Source organism: Blastococcus sp. PRF04-17, assembly GCF_023016265.1.
Lineage (GTDB): Bacteria > Actinomycetota > Actinomycetes > Mycobacteriales > Geodermatophilaceae > Blastococcus_B.
The window spans coordinates 2,078,997-2,096,794 of record NZ_CP095412.1; the positions used below are offsets into that span (position 1 = coordinate 2,078,997).

Consider the following 17,798-nt stretch of genomic DNA (forward strand, 5'->3'; position numbering starts at 1 on the left):
CCCCTCAACGACGGCCCTTCACGTAGCGGCCGAACGCCTTCTGGATCTCGCGCCGGGAGTCGCGCTCGGCGAGGTCGTGCCGCTTGTCGTAGGACTTCTTGCCCTTCGCCAGCGCGAGGGTGGCTTTGACCTTGCCGTCCTTGAAGTACAGGTCCAGCGGGACGAGCGTGAGCCCGCCCTCCTTGGTCTTGCCGATCAGCTTCTCGATCTCGGCGCGGTGCATGAGGATCTTGCGCTTGCGGCGCGGGGCGTGGTTGGTCCACGTGCCCTGCGTGTACTCGGGGATGTGCACGTGCTGCAGCCACACCTCGCCGTCGTCGACGGTGGCGAACCCGTCGACGAGCGAGGCACGGCCGGCACGCAGGCTCTTCACCTCGGTGCCGGTGAGGACCAGCCCCACCTCGTAGGTGTCGAGGATCGAGTAGTCGTGCCGCGCCTTCTTGTTCTGGGCGATCAGCTTTCGCCCCTGCTCCCGCGGCATGCGACCCAGATTACCGGCGCGAGATCTGCACACTCGTGGTCATCAGGGGCGTGATGACCACGAGTGTGCAGATCTCGCGCGGAACTAGAGGCGTACGTACAGGCGCAGGGTCACGTAGGCGGCGATGCCGGCCAGGCCCACGCCCGCGGCCGCGATGATCGGGCTGATCGTGGCGATCGCACCCCAGTCGACGGGCGGGATGATGCCCGCCTTGATCGGCCCGGCCAGGGTCTTGTCCACGAAGAGCACCTTGGTCAGCACCAGGCCGCCGATCGCCAGCAGCGCGCCGATGAGCCCGGCCAGCGCGGCCTCGAGGATGAACGGCAGCTGGGTGTACCAGCGGGAGGCGCCCACCAGCCGCATGATGTTGGTCTCGTTGCGGCGGTTGAACGCGGCCAGCTGGATGGTGTTGGAGATCAGCAGCAGCGCCGCCAGCGCCTGGACCACCGCCACGGCGATCGTGGCGTTGCGGGCGCCGTTGAGCAGGCTGAACAGGCGGTCGAGGAAGTCGCCCTCGTCACGCACCTGGTCGACACCGTTCTCGCCGTTGGGGAACTCCGAGGCGATGACCGAGTAGCGCTCCGGGTTGACCAGCTCGACGCGGAAGCTCTCGGGCAGCGCGTCGGCCGGGGTGTTCTGCACCAGCTCGGGCTGCTGGCTGAACTGCGTCTGGAAGCGCTCGTAGGCCTCTTCCTTGGACTCGTAGACGAAGCTCTTCACCTCGTCCGAGGCCTCGAGCTCCGACCGGATGGCCGAGCGCTGCTCCTCGGTGACGTCGTCGGCCAGGAAGATGGAGACCTGCACCTTGTCGTAGTAGATCTCCTTCATGTCGGAGATCATCCCGGCGATGAGCAGGCCGGTGCCCATGAGTCCGAGCGAGATGGCCGTCGTCAGGATCATCGCGACCGTCATGGTCAGGTTGCGACGCAGCCCGGTGGCCACCTCGGAGAGGACGAAGTTGACGCGCATGGATTCCCTGTCGTGGAGTCTGGAAGAGCCGGGTCGGTCGGTCGGCGGCCCTGCGCCTAGCGGCCCACGCCGTAGACGCCGCGCGACTGGTCCCGGGTGATCTGGCCCCCGTTGAGCTCGATGACGCGGCGGCGCATGGAGTCGACGATGTGGTAGTCGTGCGTCGCCATGATCACCGTGGTGCCGGTGCGGTTGATCCGCTCCAGCAGCAGCATGATGCCCTCGCTGGTCTCGGGGTCGAGGTTGCCGGTGGGCTCGTCGGCGAGCAGCACCAGCGGCCGGTTGACGAACGCGCGCGCGATCGCCACGCGCTGCTGCTCACCACCGGAGAGCTCGCTGGGCAGGCGGTGCGCCTTGCCCTCGAGACCAACCATCTCGAGCACCTCGGGGACGACCCGCTTGATGGTGCGCTGCGGCTTGTTGATCACCTCGAGGGCGAACGCCACGTTCTGGGCGACGGTGCGGTCGCGCAGCAGGCGGAAGTCCTGGAAGACGCAGCCCATCGTGCGCCGCAGCTTGGGCACCTTCCACTTGGAGAGGGTGTTCAGCGTCTGGCCGTTGACGGTGATCGTGCCCGAGGTCGGGGTGTCCTCCTTGAGCAGCAGCCGGAGGAAGGTCGACTTGCCCGAGCCCGACGACCCGATGAGGAAGACGAACTCGCCCTTGTCGATCTCGGTCGACACGTCGTCGAGGGCCGGCCGGCTGCTCGCCGGGTAGAGCTTGGTGACGTGTTGCAATTCGATCACGAGGTGCCACGCTACCTGCCCGGCGCCTCCCCACGGCGGCAACGCGAGGGAACTCCGACGTCTCGTTGTCAGCCGGCGGGAACGGCCTCCTGCTGGCGGCGCCAGCGGATGCCGGCCTCGATGAACGCGTCGATCTCACCGTCGAGGACGGCGGCGGTGTTGCCGGTCTCCTGCTCGGTCCGCAGGTCCTTGACCATCTGGTACGGGTGCAGGACGTAGGAGCGCATCTGGTTGCCCCAGCTGCTCCCCTCCCCCTTCAGCGCGTCCATCTCGGCCTTCTGCTCCTGCTGGCGGACGACGAGCAACCGGGCCTGGAGCACGCGGAGGGCGGCCGCGCGGTTCTGGATCTGGCTCTTCTCGTTCTGGCAGGACACCACGATGCCCGTGGGGATGTGCGTCATGCGGACGGCGGAGTCGGTGGTGTTCACGCTCTGCCCGCCCGGGCCCGAGGAACGGAAGACGTCGACCTTGATCTCGTTCTCGGGGATGTCGACGTGGTCGGTCTGCTCGACGACGGGCAGCACCTCGACGCCGGCGAACGACGTCTGGCGCCGGCCCTGGTTGTCGAACGGCGAGATGCGCACCAGCCGGTGGGTGCCCTGCTCGACCGACAGCGTGCCGTAGGCGTAGGGCACCTTGACCGAGAACGTGGCCGACTTGATGCCGGCCTCCTCGGCGTAGGAGATGTCGAGGATCTCGGTCGGGTACTTGTGCCGCTCGGCCCAGCGCAGGTACATGCGCATGAGCATCTCGGCGAAGTCGGCCGCGTCGACGCCGCCGGCCTCGGAGCGGATGGTCACCAGCGCCTCGCGGGAGTCGTACTCACCGTTGAGCAGGGTGCGCACCTCGAGCTCGTCGATCTCCTTGCGCAGCCCCTCGAGCTCGCGGTCGGCCTCGGCGAGGCTGGCCTCGTCGTTCTCCTCCTGGGCGAGCTCGTGGAGGACCGCGGCGTCGTCGAGCCGGCGGCGCAGCTCCTCGACGCGGCGGAGGTCGCCCTGCAGGTAGGAGAGCCGGGAGGTGAGGGCCTGCGCGGCCTCGACGTCGTCCCACAGGTCGGGGGCGGCGGCCTGCTGCTCCAGCTCGCCGACCTCGCGGCGGAGGCGATCGACGTCGAGGACGGCCTCGATCGACTTCAGGGTCGTGTCGAGTTCGTCCAGGGCGACGGAGAAGTCAGCGGCCACTCGACCCAGGGTAGTGCGCGCCGTCGGGGGGTAGGCAGGAGCGGCATGAACGAGCCTCGGAACCCCCGCTCGCGGGAGGACTACGAGCGCGGCCTCCCTGACTACCACGACCCGACCGCCGGGTTCGGCGGTGCGCGGCCGGCTCAGTCGGCACTCACGCTGCGCCTGGTCCTGGCGATCTTCGGCCTCGTCGTCTGCGTCGCCGGCGGCGTGGGCTGGCTGGCCACCGAGCTGCCCGCCTGGCCAGGCATCGCGCTGCTGGTGCTCGGGGTGGTCGCGCTGGTCGACATCGGGGTGATCGTCCGGCGCAAGGCCCGCGGCGAACCCGGCTGAATCAACTCGTCGCGGTCGCGCCCCGGCGCGGACGCGCCACGACCGGCCGCCCGGCGATCCACGCGGGCAGCTGCTCGGCCGGCATGGGCCGGGCGATGTGGAAGCCCTGGGCGAACGTGCACCCGAGCTCCGCGGCCAGTGCCAGCTGCTCGCCGGTCTCGACGCCCTCCGCGAGGCTGCGCATCCCGCAGGCCTGGGCCAGCGCCACCACGGCGGCGATGGCCGCGGCCGACTGGCTGCGGCCGTCCGCGGCCCCGGTGACCAGGCTGCGGTCGACCTTGAGGATGCCGGCCGGGATGTTGACCAGCTGCCCCAGCGAGGAGAAGCCGGTGCCGAAGTCGTCGATCGCGACCTCCACACCCGAGATGCGTAGGGACGAGAACTGCTCCGCGGCCCGGTCCGGGTCCTCCGCGACGGTGGTCTCGGTCAGCTCCACGACCAGCTGCTCGGGAGGCAGCCCAGAGGCGGCCAGCGCGCACCGGACGTCGTCGACGAGGGTGCCGGTGGCCACCGAGGTCGCGCTCACGTTCACCCCCATCAGCACGGGGATGCCCAGCGCGCGCCACTCCGCCGCCTGCCGGGTGGCTTCCGCGAGCACCCAGCGGGTGAGCGGGGCGATGAGTTCGTACTGCTCGGCCACCGGGAGGAAGTCGCCGGGCGGCAGCAGTCCCCGCTCGGGATGCTGCCAGCGGACCAGCGCCTCGACCCCCTCGACCGCATCGGTCGGCAGGTGGACGACCGGCTGGTAGTGCAGCACCAGCTGGCCGCCGTCGATGGCCTCGCGCAGCTCGCCGGCCAGCTCCACCTTGCGCTGCGCCGCCGATCGCAGATCCGGGGTGAACACCCGGATGCGGTTGCGACCGGCCGCCTTCGCGGCGTACATCGCGAGATCGGCGTCGCGCACCAGGTCGGTGGACCGCGTGCAGCGCGGGCCCATGGCGTCCGCCGCCGAGATGCCGATGCTGGCGCTGAGCTGGACCGCGCGACCACCGAGCTGGAACGGTTTGTCGAAGGCCGCCTGGAAACGCAGGGCCAGCTTCTGCGCGCCGTCGGCGTCGCAGTTCCGGCAGAGGACGACGAACTCGTCGCCGCCGAGCCGCCCCACGGTGTCCTCCGACCGGGTGCCGGCGATCAGCCGCCCGGCGAGCTGCCGCAGCAGGTCGTCGCCCACGTCGTGGCCGAGCGAGTCGTTCACGTCCTTGAAGCCGTCGACGTCGAGGAACAGCACGGCCACCGGCGGGCCGTCGGGGTGCTGCAGCTCGGCGTCGATCAGCTCGTGCAGGTGCGCACGGTTCGGCAGTTCGGTGAGGTGGTCGTGCCGGGCTCGCCAGGACGAGGCCTGCTCCGCCACGACGCGCGCGGTGACGTCGGTGTGCGTGACCACGACGTGCCCGGCCTGGTCCACCCGACGGGCCTGCACGTGGTACCAGTGCATGGCGCCGCCCGCCGGGCTGGGCAGGGCCCGGTCGACCGCCACGTCGCTGCGCAGCCCGCGGGAGAGCTCGCGCAGTTCGGCGACGAGGCGCTGGGCGTCGACGTCGTCCTGCAGCGCGGTGGCGTCGGCGTAGTAGTCGGCGCCGATCTCGATCGGCGCGCCGTGCTCCAGGCCGGCCGCCGTCCAGGCGGAGTTGACCATGACGATCACGCCGTCGGGGTCGAGCAGCACCGTGGGCGAGGGCAGGGAGTCGAGGACGGCCTCGACCAGCACGGCGTCCGCGCCCCCGGCACTCGGGCGTCGCCGCACGTCGAGGGGCAGCACCCGCTCGCCCGGTGGTGGTCGCACCCGTCCCCCGCCCTGTCCCCGGCGCCCGTGCGACGCGCAGTTCCTCCTACCATCGGCCGGGGCACGCCGGATTCCACCGCCCCCGCACGATGCCTACCCGCAAAGGGTGAGTCCGGACCGTTTCAGTTCCGCGGCGGGCGTGTCTCGGCGGCGATCCATTCGAGGTACCGGGGTTCTCCGCCGACGAGGGGGAGCGCGATCACGCACGGCACGTCGTAGGGGTGCAGCTCCCTGGTGCGGGCCACGATCTCGGGGACGAGCGAGCGGCGGGTGTGCAGCGCGACCCGCGCCTCCGGCTCGTCCTGCACCGCGCCGTCCCACCGGTAGATCGAGCGGATCCCGGCCAGGTTGTGCCCGCACGCGGCCAGCCCCTCCTCGACCAGCGTGCGGGTGTAGGCGGCGAGCCATTCGGCGTCGGGGCCGGTGACGACGACCTCGCAGCACTCCTCCACGACGACATCCTCGCGTGCAGGGGGCGCCCGGGCGGGTAGGGGGCCGACATGAGCGAAGAGACGACGATCCGCGTCGACAGCGAGCAGTACGTGATCCGGCCCGAGGGCGACGGTCTCCAGGTGGGCAGGCGCGTCGGTGACGACGTGCAGTGGCTGGACACGGTGCAGCGCGACCTGCTGCCGGACCGGGCACGCGAGGCCCTCGAGCGCGGCGACACCTCCGACGAGTCGCTGGTCACCGCCCTGCGGGGGTCGTGCAGGCCGAGGTGGAACGGGGCGGCTGAGCGGCAGCCACTGCAGGGCGTCCCGGACGTCGGCGGGCGCTCGGGCGAACTCGGCCTCGATCGCCGCGCGGCCCTCGCGGAAGTGCGACCACCCCTCGTAGTGCACCGGGATCGCGGTCCTCGGCCGCAGGAGCCGGCAGACCTCGACGGCCTGGCGTGCGGTCATCGAGAACCGGAGCGGCCCGGTGATCGGGAACCGGACGCCGCCGAGGTGCAGCACCGCGGTGTCGACCCGGAGGCGCTCGCCCACCTGCCGGACGCCGGAGTGGAGGACCGTGTCGCCGGAGATCCACAGGACGCCGCCGTCCTGACCCGGCCAGCGGAGCGCGAACCCGATGACCGCGCCGGCGACGGGGCGGCTCAGCGGCGGTCCGTGCCGGGCCGGCGTCGCGGTGATCCCGATGGTCGGTCGCCCCTCGCCGGTCAGCTCCGTCGTTCCCCAGGGCCGCAGTGCCCGCGCCCGCCCACCCAGCCGGGCCGCGCCCGGCACGGTCGTCACGACGACGCCGGCCGCCGGCAGCAGCGCCCGGCCGGCGTCGTCGAGGTTGTCGGCGTGGTGGTCGTGGGTCAGCAGGACCGCATCGACAGGGAGGACGTCGGCCGGGCTCAGGGCCGGGCCGGTGACCTTGCGGGACGACGTCCCCCAGCCGAAGGCGTACGCCGCCCGGCGGGTCGAAGGTCGGATCGAGCAGCAGCCGCCACCCGACCGCCTCGACGAGCAGCGTCGGACCGCCGATGTGGGTCAGCCGCACCCCGTCCACGTCACTGCGCCCCGGCGACCTCGGGGCGCGGCGTCGGCGCGTGCCGCAGCGCCCACTCCAGCACGTGATCGGCGATCTGCTGCCAGCCCTCCTGCGCCGGCAGCAGGTGCGAGTACCCCTCCAGCACCTCGACCTCGGTGACCGTGTCGCCTTTGTAGTGCTTGGCGTTCGACCGTTGGATGCTCGGCGGCATGATGTGGTCCTCGCTGCCCGACACGAACAGCAGCGGAGGACGGCTCGGGTTCTTGTAGTCGACGTGCGTGTCCTGCGGGCCCGGCATGAAGTTCGCCAGCACCGAGTTCCACAGGATCCGGCCCGAGGCGGGCACGTGGTAGCGCTCGTACAGCCGCCGCGATTCCTCCTCGCTGAACGTGTTGGTGAAGGCGTAGTGCCACTGCTCGGGCGTCAGCCCGACGGCGCGGTGGCGGTTCGCCGGGTTCTTGAACGCGACGAACGTCGAGCGCAGCTGCGACAGCGGGAGCACGCGCACGCCTTCGGTGGGCGCCGAGTTGAGCACCACGCCCACCGCGCCGTAGCCCCGGTCGAGCAGCAGCTGCACGAACGTCCCGCCGGCCGAGTGGCCGATCAGGATCGGCGGCTCGTCCAGCGCCTCGACCACCGAGGTGAGGTGGTCCATCACCTGCGGCAGGGTGAGGTCGGCGACCGGCGTGGGATCGGCGTTGAGCGCCTCCACCTCGACCTCGAAGCCCGGATAGGTCGGCGCGAGCACGCGGAATCCCTTCTGCTCGTAGTGCTCGACCGAGTGCTCCCAGCTCCGGGGGTCACCCAGAAGCCGTGGACGAGGACGATCGTGCGGGGGGCGGTGAACTGCGAGCTCATCGGAGGTCCTTCCGTCGGGACGCGCGGGATGGCCGGGCTGCCGGTGCGGGGAGCGTGGCAGCGCGGCGGAACCCGCACTCGACCCTCGCTGCACAGCTCTGGTCCCTGTCCGCATTCCCCTGGGGACGTCGGACTGCCAGACTGCCGTCGGCCAGCGGGGGCAGCGGCCGCGCGGGCCACCGCACGGCGTCCTCGCAGGAGTCCGATGCTCCTCCTCGACACCACGCAGGTCCCGACCGACGAACGGGTCGACGCCTTCCGGGCGGCGATGGGACAGGCGTCCGTGCCCTGTCGCATCGAGCACCTCGAACCTGCTGACCGGCTGCGCGCCCGCATGCACCTCTGGCTGTACGGCGGCGCCAACCTGTTCACCGCCGACGTGTCCGGCTTCCGGTTGGTGCGGACGCCGAAGCACGTCCGGATGCAGGCGCCGGCCGTCGTGGCGATCGCCGTGCAGCCGCACGGACTGGGCCGGTTCTCCCAGTTCGGGCGGGACCAGTTGGTCGGCGTGGCCGATCTGATGCTCAGCGACCTGACCGCCCCCTACACCTTCTCCTGGACCGGGTCCGGCGGCTCCCGCGCCTTCCAGATCCCCTACGACCGGCTCGCCCTGCCGGTGGACACCGTCCGCCGGGCGTCGGGCCGCCTGCCGGCCAGCCCCCTGTTCTCCCTGGTCCGCGCGCATCTCCACCGGCTCGCGCGGGCAGCCCCCACGACGGCCGACGACCCGGGAGCGGCGTCCCTGGGGACGGCGACCACCGAACTCGTCCGCGCGCTGCTGGTCTCCGCCGCGGAGGACGACCGCCTGGCCGCGCCGGTGCTGGCCGAGACGCTCGTGACCACGGTGCTCGCCTACGTCGGCCAGCACCTGAGGGAACCGGACCTGACGCCGGAGCGGATCGCGCGCGTCCATTCCGTCTCGGTGCGGCAGCTCTACAAGGCCTTCGCCGCCGCCGAGCGCAGCCTGGAGCAGCACATCATCGAGCGGCGGCTCGAGGCCGCCCGCGCCGAGCTGGCCACTCCGGCCGGCCGGCACCGGCCGATCGCGGCGACCGCACGGGCGTGCGGGTTCCGCGACCCGAGCCACTTCTCCCGGCGGTTCCGGGCGGCGTACGGGCTCAGCCCCCGTGACTGGCAGCAGGTCTCGGCGCGCCCCGGTTTCGGCTAGGGCGTGTCTCCAATATCGAGCGCGATCGACCCGCAATGGTGGGTGGATGACGCGTGAGCCGGTGCTGGATGAGGAGATGTGGGCTCGGATCGAGCCGCTGTTGCCGCCGGTGAAGGGGGCTCGGGGGCGGCCGATGCGCGATCATCGCCAGCTCGTCGAGGGGGCCATTCACCGCTATCGGACCGGGGTCGCCTGGCGGGATCTGCCGGCGGAGTTCGGTCCGTGGCAGACGGTCTGGAAGCGCCATCACCGGTTCGCGGTCGACGGCACCTGGGATCGGGTGCTGAGTGCTCTGCAGGCTCAGGCCGACGCCGAGGGTGATCTGGACTGGCGGGTCAGCGTCGACTCCACCGTGGCGCGGGTGCATCAGCACGGTGCGACCGCGGCCCGTCCGGTCGGCCCGAGTGGGAGGTCCTCGTCGAAGACGTTGTCCCACACAGGGGGCGCCCTGGAATGACAAGAGTTCACGCCGCCGGGAGGAGCCGGTTGATCACGGCATCGGCCGGTCGCGGGGCGGGCTGACGACCAAGACCCATGCCCTCGTCGATGGCCGTGGCCGGCCACTGGTGATCGCGGTGACCCCGGGGCAGGCCGGGGACAGCACCCAGTTGCTGCCGCTGCTGGCCGCCTTGCAGGTACCGCGACTGGGACCGGGCCGGCCCCGGAGTCGGCCCACGGCGCTGCGCGCGGATAAGGCCTACTCCTCCCGCGGCCACCGGGCCCAGCTACGCGCTCGGGGCATCGCCGCGGTCATCCCCGAGCCCGCCGATCAGGCCGCCCACCGCAAGAAGCGCGGATCCCGCGGCGGTCGGCCGGTCAACTACGACGCCCAGGACTACAAGCAACGCAACGTCATCGAGCGCGCCTTCAACCGACTCAAGCAGTGGCGCGGCATCGCCACCCGCTACGACAAACACGCCCTCGTCTACCGCGGCGCCGTCGTCCTGGCTTCGATCCTGCTCTGGCTCCGATGACTTCGGAGACACGTCCTAGCCGCCGCGCCCCCCGCCTCCTTTCTTGCCCTTGCCCTTCGCCTTGCCCTTGCCCTTGCCCTTGCTCCCGTCGCCGCCCTCGGCCGTGCCGTCGTCCGCGCCGGTCCCCGGGTCGATGTGCGGTCCCCGTGGCGGTGGCGCGGGCGCGGGGGCCGCCGGGACGGAGACGGCCGGCGCAGGGGCGGGGGCAGGGGCGGGGGCTGGGGCACGGCGAGGGGCAGGGGCAGGGGCACGGCCAGGCGCGGGAGCGGCCGGCGCGCGGCCGGCCGCCGGGGGTGCAGGCGGAGCGGGTGGGGCCGGCGGCGCGGCGGCCGGGCGGGCCGCCAGCGTCAGTCCCCGGGACGCCCCGGGGGCGCCGTCCGCCGCCCGCGCGGCCGCCCAGTCGTCCCAGCGCACCGGGTCGAGCAGGACCGACAGCACCAGGAGGGCGGCACGATCGGGCAGCTGGGCGATCGCCGTCCGGCTGATGGCGATCGATGCGGTGACGTCGCAGGCGGCCACCTGGAGGAAATTGCGCTCCGCGACGCACGCGGTCCGCTGGGCCACGGCCTGCGCGGTCTCGCGGGCGACCACGGCGTAGGCCCGGTAGTCCTCGCTGCCGGCGGCCTCGCTCCCCAGGGCGGGGAGGAAGCGCTCGAGGGATTCCACGATCGGTGCAGCCGCACCCAGGGGCGCCACGTCGAGCGTGGCGGTCGCCGCCCCCAGCGGCCAGCGCACCACCTCACCGGGCATGAGGACGCTGCCCGGGGCCTCCGTCCACCGCAGGACCGCCGCGGTGGCGCTCCCCCGCTCGTGGACGACGGTGGCCCTGCCCAGGGCGCCGCTGGTCTCGACCCGCACGGGCTTCTTGCCGTCGTTGCGGAGGGTCACCGACGTCGCGTCCACGCAGGCATCGAGGGGGAAGCCGGTCGGCACGGTGCCGCGAGCCGCGTCGGGCGCGCACGCAGCGGTGCTCGGGGCCGCGACCGCCACCGACGGCGCGAGGACGGCGATGGCGGGGATCGAACCGGCGACCAGGCCGACGGTGAGGAGGGCGGGCAGGCGTCTCATGCGGGGAAGTCGCAGGAGGTCTGGATCAGCCGGCCGACGTCGTCGAGACCGGAGCTGATCGAGGTCAGCACGGACGTGGTCAGCGGGCCGGTCCGGGCGGAGGACAGGGCGGCGACCAGGCCGTCGAGGGCGTCGGCCAGATCGCCGTCGGCCCCGACCTCGGCGCGGACCGCCCTCAGCTCCTCGGCTGCCGCGGCCACGTGGAGCTTCGCCTCGACGTGGCGGGGCCGGGCGGTCAGCAGCCCGACGGCACGGGGCACACGGGTGACGTGGAGTGAGTTCGCCAGGTGGGTGCAGTACTCCGGAGCCCCGCAGGGGCGGCGTAGGACTGCACCGCGACGTCGGTCCGGCGTGCGGTGGAGGACGCGTCGGCACCGGAGCACGCCGTCGCCGCCAGGAGGGGAAGCAGCAGGCCCAGGACGCGGAGCCTGCCGAGATGCACCTCTGGAACCTAACTCCGGAGAGCGAGGACGCTGACGATCTTCACCCGGCCGTAGGAACGCTGTCCGGCTGGTGCGGTCGGCACGTCACGGAGCGTGCCTGTCAGCAGCCCGCGACGTCGTAGTCGCGCAGCGGCGGCCAGGCCGACGGCGGCGTCGTCGGCCAGTCCCAGATCGAGACCCCGATGGCGCGCTGCTCGGTCGCGGCCCGCACCATCGCGGCGTAGTCGTCGGCGGTCTCCTCGAGGTCGTAGCCGCCGATGACGGAGACGAGGGCGCACGGGTCGCCGAGGTGCTGCCGCACCCGCTCGATGTTCTCCGTGACGTACCAGTGCGGGTCGGTGAAGCCCTCCTCCGACCGGTTCGACCAGTAGGCCATCGGCAGCCACACGTCGTAGAGGTCGCGGAGCTCCTGCCAGGGGAAGTCCGGCCAGTACCGGGTGTTCAGCACGTCGGTGACCACCGGGGGCAGCACGATGGCGCCGAGCTCGACGTCCGGCAGCGCTGCGCGGAGCTGTTGGGAGAGCTCGATCAGGGCCGCGTTGCGCGGTGCGAGCTCGACCTCGTCGGTGAACTCGATGTCGACGGCGATCGCGTCGAACCCCCGGCCGTCGGCCCGGAAGGCGGCGATCTCCTGCAGTCGCCGCAGGTCCGCGGCGATGCTCCCGAAGCGCGGCAGGTACCAGGCGACCACCTGCAGATCGCGCTCGTGCGCCTCGACGAGGAACTCGGCCAGGAGGTCGGGGCTCAGCAGGCCCGGGTACCTGGGGTCGTCGGCCGCCGGCTGCAGGTAGAGGGTCTGCACACCGGCGTCGGCCATGGCGGCGACGTCGGCGGGCGTCACGGGCGGCTGCGCACCGGCGAACTCGCGGGTGATCCGGTACCGGGAGAGCCACGTGCCGACGCCGGCGTACGGCGAGGCGCCGGCCTCCGGCTCTTCCGTCGTCGACGGCGCCGACGGGACGGCGCTGGTTCCGGCCGGAGGTTCGGCGGACGGTTCGGCCGCCGGCCGGCCCCACATGACGACCACCGTGAACAAGACCGCGCCCACCACCACGGCGAGCGTGATGCCGCCGACGCGACGGCCTGATCGCCGCCGGTGCGCGCCCCTGCCCACGGCGGCATCGTCTCAGGTCAGCGGCTCGCACGGCGCCGCTCTCCTCCGACGCGATCCATGGCGGTCCGACGACCCGGTTCCGGTGGAACACTGCTGTCGGTTCGACCGTGGGGGATCGATGAACAGGTTCCGGCTCTGGCTCCACAGTCGACGGTCGGTCATCCGCCTGACGCTGCTGGCACTGCTGTTCGCCGGCGCGATCACCGCGGTCGTCATCGTCTTCGGAGTCGATGCCGCGAAGGACTGGGGCCCGGTCCTGGCCGTGACGGTCGCCGTCTTCTCTCTGCTGGTCACGGCGAGCGCGTCCGTCCTCAACTGGCAGCGTCAGAAGCGCGAGGCGACGATCCGCGCCTGGCGGGAGTACTCCGACAGCAGGTCGGAGCAGCGCAAGGCGCTCATCGAGTTCTTCGGCACGCTGCCGCTCACCGACCAGCAGGCCGAGGTGCTGATCACCGAGGAGGGCACGCTGGTCGGCAGGGACGGCAAGAAGGCCCGGCCGGACAAGCGCTCCCAGACGATCGAGGACATCCTCTTCGTCCTGAACGGCCTGGAACACCTCGCCGTGGGGGCGCGGCTCGGTGTCTACGACATCAAGGTGTTCAGGACCCTCGCGGGGACCAACATCCTGGCCGCCTGGACCCGCTTCGAGCCCTACATCAAGGCCCGGAGGACGGCGAGGAACCTCGCCAGCCGGCAGACCACCGCGTGGGTGCAGTTCGAGGCGATGGTGAGGGAGGTCCGCCGGGAGGACCTGGCGGCTCAGGAGCGGCAGCTCGACCACGAGAGGGTGCAGTGGCTGCGGGACCGGACGTCCTCGTAGCGCGGAGTCAGCCGTCGACGTAGCGGTCGCGCTCGACGACGAACTCGCCGGTGGCGGTGTTGGCGTCGATGAACTCCGGCAGCAGCGGGATCCGGACGGTCACGGTGACGCAGACGGAGAACTCCTCCCCCGGCGTCAGCGTCGGCGAGTACCCGCCGCCGGACTCGCAGTCGGCCTCGGCCGGGACGTAGAACAGCCGGACGTCGGTGGCGTCGACCGACTGGTCCTCGACGGCCAGCTGCGCCGCCCGCAGCGCCCGCTCGTGACCGGCGACCGCGTCGGGCGCCGTCCCGATGGCCCGACCGGCCTCCCGGGCGGCCGCGCTCGACGCGAACACCCCGCGCTGGACGGCGGAGAATCCTGCCACGACGTAGATCAACGGCACGAACACGACCAGTGCGATGAACACGAACTCGACCAGCGCCGAACCGCGCTGGTCGCGCAGCACGCCGAGCCGGCGGCGGAGCCAGGTCACGGCCCCTCCTTCACCGCGCGGCCGGTAACCTCCAGCGGCAGCAGGTTGCCCAGTGCAGCCAGCAGCGACGGCACCGAGCCCGAGCACCGCACCACCACGAGGGTCAGCCCGCTGGAGTCGACCTCCTCGTCCGACGTGCACGACAGTCCTCGCGCCGTCTGCGCGGACGTCGCCTGCCCGACCACCTCGACGGTGCGCGCCGCGCCGGCCGACGAGTCGACGTCCGCGTTCGCGGCGTACCGGGCGCCCTCCTGCGCGCTGGCGGTCACCACGTTCCGCACGTGCACGTACACGGCCACCTGCAGCACCGCGAGCAGCAGCGCCACGATCAGCAGCGAGACCATGACGAAGTCGACGACGGCGCTGCCCCGCTCGCCGTCGCCGTCCCGGGGCTGGGTGCGGCTAGCCACCACTCGTGACGGAGGTGAGCGCGTTCTGCACCGCGGCGACGATCGCCTCGCGGAACGGGATGAGGATGGCGAGCACCAGGGCCGCCGTCATCACCGTGATCATGACCCAGCCGGGGACGTCGCCCCGCTCGGGATCGTCGCCCTTCACGCGGGCCGCGAGCGCGGCGTACGCGGTGAGCAGGAGTGCGTACAGACGCATGGGTCGTCCTTCCATCGGTCGGCTCACTGCGCCAGCGAGACGATGCTGATCAGCCCCGGGAACAGGGCGAAGAGAACGGTGACCGGGAGCACCAGGAAGACGACCGGCACCATCATGGCGATCTCCTTGCGGCCTCCGGCCTCGAGCAGCCGGCGCTTGCCGGCCTCCCGCACGTCGGCGGCCTGCGCCCGCAGCACCTCGGCCAGCGGGGTGCCCCGCTCGATCGCGACGAGCAGGCCGTCGATGAACCGGGCCAGCGGGTCCAGCGACGTCCGGTCGGCCAGCTGCTGCAGCGCGTCGGCCAGTGGGACGCCGGCACGGGCCCGGCCGAGCGCGGACCGCAGCTCCCGGGCCAGCTCGCCGCCGGAGAGCCGGGTCACCCGTGCCATCGCGGCGGTCGGGCTCTCCCCGCGGTGACCGCCAGCGCCAGCAGCTCGGCGACCACGGGGAACTCGGCGAGCAGCAGCTCCTCGCGCCGCTGCACCTGCTGGGTCAGCCACCAGTCGCGCCCGAGCACGCCGCCGACCACCCCAGCCAGGCACAGCAGCCCGGCGGAGAGCACGTTCACACTGCCCGCCGCCACCGAGCCCACCGTCGCGACCAGCGACGCGGCCAGCAGGCCGAGCCCACCCCAGACCACCTGCTCGACGCGGAAGTCCTCGACGGTCGTGTCGGTGCCCAGCGCGTCCAGGCGCCGGCGGACGGCGGACCGGCCACCGAGCACCCGGTCCACCAGGCGGGCGCCGTCGCCGATCGCCGGCCCGAACACCCGGCGGACGGCGGAGAGCAGTCCCGGCTCGGTCGCCGTCCCCAGCAGCCGGGACGGCGGCGGGGTGTCGTGCACGTACGGCGCGAGCCGGTCCACCAGCCGCACCGAGCGGAACGGCGGCGCGTAGGTCAGCACCAGCACCAGGCCGATCGCCGCGACCAGGCCCAGCAGCATCCCCGTGAGGCCCGCACTCACTGCAGCACCCGCACGTCCTCGGGCAGCCGCCCGATCCGCAGCATCAGCCGGTAGGCGACCAGGCAGACGGCGCCGCCACCGACGAGGATCGCCGTCCCGAGGGCGCTGTCGTAGGCGGCCAAGGTCGTCGACTGCGTCGCCAGCAGGAGCAGCACCACCCAGGGCGCGGCCACCGCCAGGCGCGCCGCCGAGACCACCCACCCCTGCCGGGTCTCCAGCTCGGCGCGCGCTCGTGCGTCCTCCCGGAGGAACGTCGCCAGGGTGCGCAGCACCCGGCCGAGGTCGGTGCCGCCGACCTCCCGCGCCACCCGGAGCGTCTCGACGATCCGGTCGCCGACGGGGTCGGCGAGGTCGTCCTTCAGCCGGTCGAGGCAGTCGGAGAACCGGCCGGTCGAGCGGTACTCGGCCGCGAACCGGGCGAACGGCGGCCGCAGCACCTCCGGTCCGCGGGTCGACAGCGCCGACAGCCCCTCGGGCAGCGACAGGCCGGCGCGGACCGCGGAGGCGAGGTTGTCGACGACCTCCGGCCACACCTCGCGGAGGTCGGCCTTGCGGCGGTGCGCGAGCCGGCGCACCTGCAGATGGGGCAGCGCGAAGCCGAAGAGGCCGAACACCAGGCTCACCGTCACCGTGCCCGTGGTCAGCAGCACGACGACCAGCACGAGCAGGCCGAGCCCGATCTGCAGCGCGAGCAGCTGGGCGGCGTTGATGCCGGTCAGGCCGGCCTCGGCGAGCAGCACCTGGCGCCGCCCGGGGGCACGGGTGCCCGACCGGGGCCGCGGCGCGCGGGAGCCGCTGCGCCAGATCAGCAGGAGGCCGATGCCGAGCAGCAGTCCGAGCAGCGCCCCGGACTCCATCAGAACCGCCCGTCGCCCAGCAGCGCAGCGAGGTCGAAGCCCGCTGCGGCGAACCGGTCGGCGTGCGGCGGGTACCCGTCGGCGCGGACCAGCCGGCCGTCGCGGGTGGTGAAGACGTCAGCGGTCTCGACGACGCCGCCCTCGGCCCGGCCCGGCAGCGCGACGATCTCCCGCACCCGCCGGTGTCCGGACGCGTCGGTGCCGACGTGCACGACCAGGTCGACGCTCGAGGCGACGGTGGGCACGACGAACGCCGTCCCGATGTTCTCGCCGGCCAGCAGCGGCAGCGTGCACATCTTGACCACGGCCTCGCGGGCCGAGTTGGCGTGCAGCGTGCACATGCCCGGCAGCCCGGAGTTCAGCGCGATCAGCAGGTCGAGGCACTCCTCCTGGCGCACCTCGCCCACCACGATCCGGCTGGGCCGCATGCGCAGCGCCTCCTTCACCAGCCGGCGCAGCGGGATCTCGCCGGCACCCTCCAGGTTGGGCTGGCGGGTCTGCATCGAGACGACGTCGGGCAGCGGTACCCGCAGCTCGAAGACCTCCTCACAGGTGATCACCCGCTCCCGCGCCGGGATCGCCGCGCACAGGCAGTTGAGCAACGTCGTCTTGCCGGCCTGGGTGCCGCCGGAGACCAGCACGTTGAGCCCCGAGGCGACCGCCGCCTCCAGGAAGCGGGCCGCCTGGCTGGTGATCGTGCCCAGCGCGACCAGCTCGTCGAGGGAGTGCGCCTGCAGCACGAACTTGCGGATGTTCACCGCCATGTGCCGGCGGGTGATGTCCGGGATGACGACGTGCAGCCGCGACCCGTCGGGCATCATCGCGTCGACGAACGGGGTCGACATGTCGATACGTCGACCCGATGTCCGCAGCATGCGCTCGACGAGGTCGGCCAGCTGCCCCGGGCCCAGGATCGTCGTGGTCAGCTCGCTGCGGCCCTTGCGGGCGACGAACACCCTGCCCGGTTCGTTGACCCAGACCTCCTCGATCTCGGGGTCGTCGAGGTAGCGCTGCAGCGGCCCGAAGCCGGCCACCCGGTCCAGCACGTCGCGGACGACGGAGTCCGCGTCGGCGATGGGCGGCAGCGCCGAGTTCAGCGAGCGCTCGGAGTAGTCGGCGACCACGTCGCGCACCAGCACGCGCACCGGGCCCGGATCGGTGAACGGGTCCAGGCCGCGACGCCGGATGAGCTCGCGGACCTCGCCGTCCACGACGTCCAGAGCGGTCGGCACGGCACCCCCGTAGATCCCGGTCGATCAGAAGTCGGATTCGCCCGGAATGTAAGGGAACGGAGCAGTCCGGCGGGCCGCCGGAAGCCGATCTGTGGACAAGACGACCCTCGACGGACGGCGAGACCACCCGGTCAGGTGAAGCCCTCAGCCGGCGACGTCGGCGAGCAGGGCCTCGATGCTCGTCCGCTCGTCGGCCGTGGACGCACGGTCGGCGAGCCGGCCGCCGCCGATGTCGTAGACCACC

20 protein-coding genes and 1 pseudogene are annotated in these 17,798 nt (G+C 72.6%); 4 read left to right on the top strand and 17 right to left on the bottom strand.

Features of this window, described 5'->3' with window-relative positions:
* Positions 1-4: 4 nt before the first annotated feature.
* From smpB to prfB, 4 genes are all read right to left on the bottom strand, one after another.
* Positions 5-481, bottom strand: a complete 477-nt coding sequence (gene smpB / locus MVA48_RS10560) for an SsrA-binding protein SmpB (RefSeq protein ID WP_246988618.1) — start codon at positions 479-481, stop codon at positions 5-7.
* An 84-nt stretch (positions 482-565) separates the two neighbouring features.
* On the bottom strand, positions 566-1,450 hold the full coding sequence (ftsX, locus tag MVA48_RS10565) for a permease-like cell division protein FtsX (protein ID WP_246988620.1): 885 nt from the start codon (positions 1,448-1,450) through the stop codon (positions 566-568).
* A gap of 56 nt (positions 1,451-1,506) precedes the next feature.
* Positions 1,507-2,196, bottom strand: coding sequence for a cell division ATP-binding protein FtsE (ftsE, locus tag MVA48_RS10570; protein WP_246988622.1), 690 nt, complete (start codon positions 2,194-2,196; stop codon positions 1,507-1,509).
* A gap of 68 nt (positions 2,197-2,264) precedes the next feature.
* Complete coding sequence (gene prfB, locus MVA48_RS10575; protein ID WP_246988624.1) at positions 2,265-3,377, bottom strand: peptide chain release factor 2; 1,113 nt, start codon at positions 3,375-3,377, stop codon at positions 2,265-2,267.
* Positions 3,378-3,422: 45 nt separating this feature from the next.
* Between prfB and MVA48_RS10580 the strand changes: the two genes are divergently transcribed.
* Positions 3,423-3,710: a DUF6343 family protein gene (locus MVA48_RS10580; protein ID WP_246988626.1), complete on the top strand. Its 288-nt coding sequence runs from the start codon at positions 3,423-3,425 to the stop codon at positions 3,708-3,710.
* 1 nt (position 3,711) lies between these two features.
* On the opposite strand, the gene MVA48_RS10585 is transcribed toward MVA48_RS10580, so the two are convergent.
* From MVA48_RS10585 to MVA48_RS10595, 3 genes are all read right to left on the bottom strand, one after another.
* Entirely contained in the window at positions 3,712-5,493 is a 1,782-nt protein-coding gene (locus tag MVA48_RS10585; RefSeq protein ID WP_246988628.1) for a putative bifunctional diguanylate cyclase/phosphodiesterase, read from the bottom strand.
* A 122-nt stretch (positions 5,494-5,615) separates the two neighbouring features.
* Positions 5,616-6,914 carry a divalent cation tolerance protein CutA gene (gene cutA, locus MVA48_RS10590; RefSeq protein WP_371821239.1) on the bottom strand — a complete coding sequence of 433 codons (1,299 nt, stop codon included), beginning with the start codon at positions 6,912-6,914 and terminating at the stop codon, positions 5,616-5,618.
* Positions 6,915-6,991: 77 nt separating this feature from the next.
* Positions 6,992-7,720, bottom strand: coding sequence for an alpha/beta hydrolase (locus MVA48_RS10595; protein ID WP_246988630.1), 729 nt, complete (start codon positions 7,718-7,720; stop codon positions 6,992-6,994).
* A 315-nt stretch (positions 7,721-8,035) separates the two neighbouring features.
* On the opposite strand from MVA48_RS10595, the gene MVA48_RS10600 reads away from it, so the two are divergent.
* On the top strand, positions 8,036-8,998 hold the full coding sequence (locus MVA48_RS10600) for a helix-turn-helix domain-containing protein (RefSeq protein ID WP_246988632.1): 963 nt from the start codon (positions 8,036-8,038) through the stop codon (positions 8,996-8,998).
* Positions 8,999-9,044: 46 nt separating this feature from the next.
* Positions 9,045-9,972 (top strand): annotated as a pseudogene (locus tag MVA48_RS10605) (IS5 family transposase).
* 15 nt (positions 9,973-9,987) lie between these two features.
* Here MVA48_RS10605 and MVA48_RS10610 read toward each other — a convergent pair.
* From MVA48_RS10610 to MVA48_RS10620, 3 genes are all read right to left on the bottom strand, one after another.
* Entirely contained in the window at positions 9,988-11,040 is a 1,053-nt protein-coding gene (locus MVA48_RS10610) for a hypothetical protein (protein WP_246988634.1), read from the bottom strand.
* On the bottom strand, positions 11,037-11,300 hold the full coding sequence (locus MVA48_RS10615; RefSeq protein ID WP_246988636.1) for a hypothetical protein: 264 nt from the start codon (positions 11,298-11,300) through the stop codon (positions 11,037-11,039). Before MVA48_RS10615 ends, MVA48_RS10610 begins: the two co-directional genes overlap by 4 nt.
* A 283-nt stretch (positions 11,301-11,583) precedes the next feature.
* Positions 11,584-12,597 carry a hypothetical protein gene (locus MVA48_RS10620; RefSeq protein WP_246988639.1) on the bottom strand — a complete coding sequence of 338 codons (1,014 nt, stop codon included), beginning with the start codon at positions 12,595-12,597 and terminating at the stop codon, positions 11,584-11,586.
* Positions 12,598-12,715: 118 nt separating this feature from the next.
* Between MVA48_RS10620 and MVA48_RS10625 the strand changes: the two genes are divergently transcribed.
* Entirely contained in the window at positions 12,716-13,417 is a 702-nt protein-coding gene (locus tag MVA48_RS10625; RefSeq protein WP_246988641.1) for a DUF4760 domain-containing protein, read from the top strand.
* Between the two features lie 7 nt (positions 13,418-13,424).
* Here MVA48_RS10625 and MVA48_RS10630 read toward each other — a convergent pair whose 3' ends face one another.
* Genes MVA48_RS10630 through MVA48_RS10660 form a run of 7 tightly spaced genes read right to left on the bottom strand, consistent with a single transcriptional unit; the run spans position 13,425 to position 17,554 of the window.
* Positions 13,425-13,892 carry a TadE/TadG family type IV pilus assembly protein gene (locus MVA48_RS10630; RefSeq protein WP_246988643.1) on the bottom strand — a complete coding sequence of 156 codons (468 nt, stop codon included), beginning with the start codon at positions 13,890-13,892 and terminating at the stop codon, positions 13,425-13,427.
* Positions 13,889-14,302, bottom strand: coding sequence for a TadE/TadG family type IV pilus assembly protein (locus tag MVA48_RS10635; protein WP_246988645.1), 414 nt, complete (start codon positions 14,300-14,302; stop codon positions 13,889-13,891). Before MVA48_RS10635 ends, MVA48_RS10630 begins: the two co-directional genes overlap by 4 nt.
* Positions 14,295-14,501 (bottom strand): hypothetical protein, encoded by a 207-nt coding sequence (locus MVA48_RS10640; protein ID WP_246988647.1) that lies wholly within the window; start codon positions 14,499-14,501, stop codon positions 14,295-14,297. The genes MVA48_RS10635 and MVA48_RS10640 overlap by 8 nt, the downstream gene beginning before the upstream one ends.
* Positions 14,502-14,524: 23 nt before the next feature.
* Complete coding sequence (locus tag MVA48_RS10645) at positions 14,525-14,881, bottom strand: type II secretion system F family protein (protein WP_246988649.1); 357 nt, start codon at positions 14,879-14,881, stop codon at positions 14,525-14,527.
* Positions 14,878-15,465 carry a hypothetical protein gene (locus MVA48_RS10650; RefSeq protein WP_246988651.1) on the bottom strand — a complete coding sequence of 196 codons (588 nt, stop codon included), beginning with the start codon at positions 15,463-15,465 and terminating at the stop codon, positions 14,878-14,880. Before MVA48_RS10650 ends, MVA48_RS10645 begins: the two co-directional genes overlap by 4 nt.
* The gene (locus MVA48_RS10655) at positions 15,462-16,322 is read right to left on the bottom strand and encodes a type II secretion system F family protein (protein ID WP_246988653.1); all 861 of its coding nucleotides are present in this window, start codon (positions 16,320-16,322) and stop codon (positions 15,462-15,464) included. The genes MVA48_RS10650 and MVA48_RS10655 overlap by 4 nt, the downstream gene beginning before the upstream one ends.
* Positions 16,322-17,554 (bottom strand): CpaF family protein, encoded by a 1,233-nt coding sequence (locus tag MVA48_RS10660; protein WP_246988655.1) that lies wholly within the window; start codon positions 17,552-17,554, stop codon positions 16,322-16,324. The genes MVA48_RS10655 and MVA48_RS10660 overlap by 1 nt, the downstream gene beginning before the upstream one ends.
* Positions 17,555-17,798: the final 244 nt, after the last annotated feature.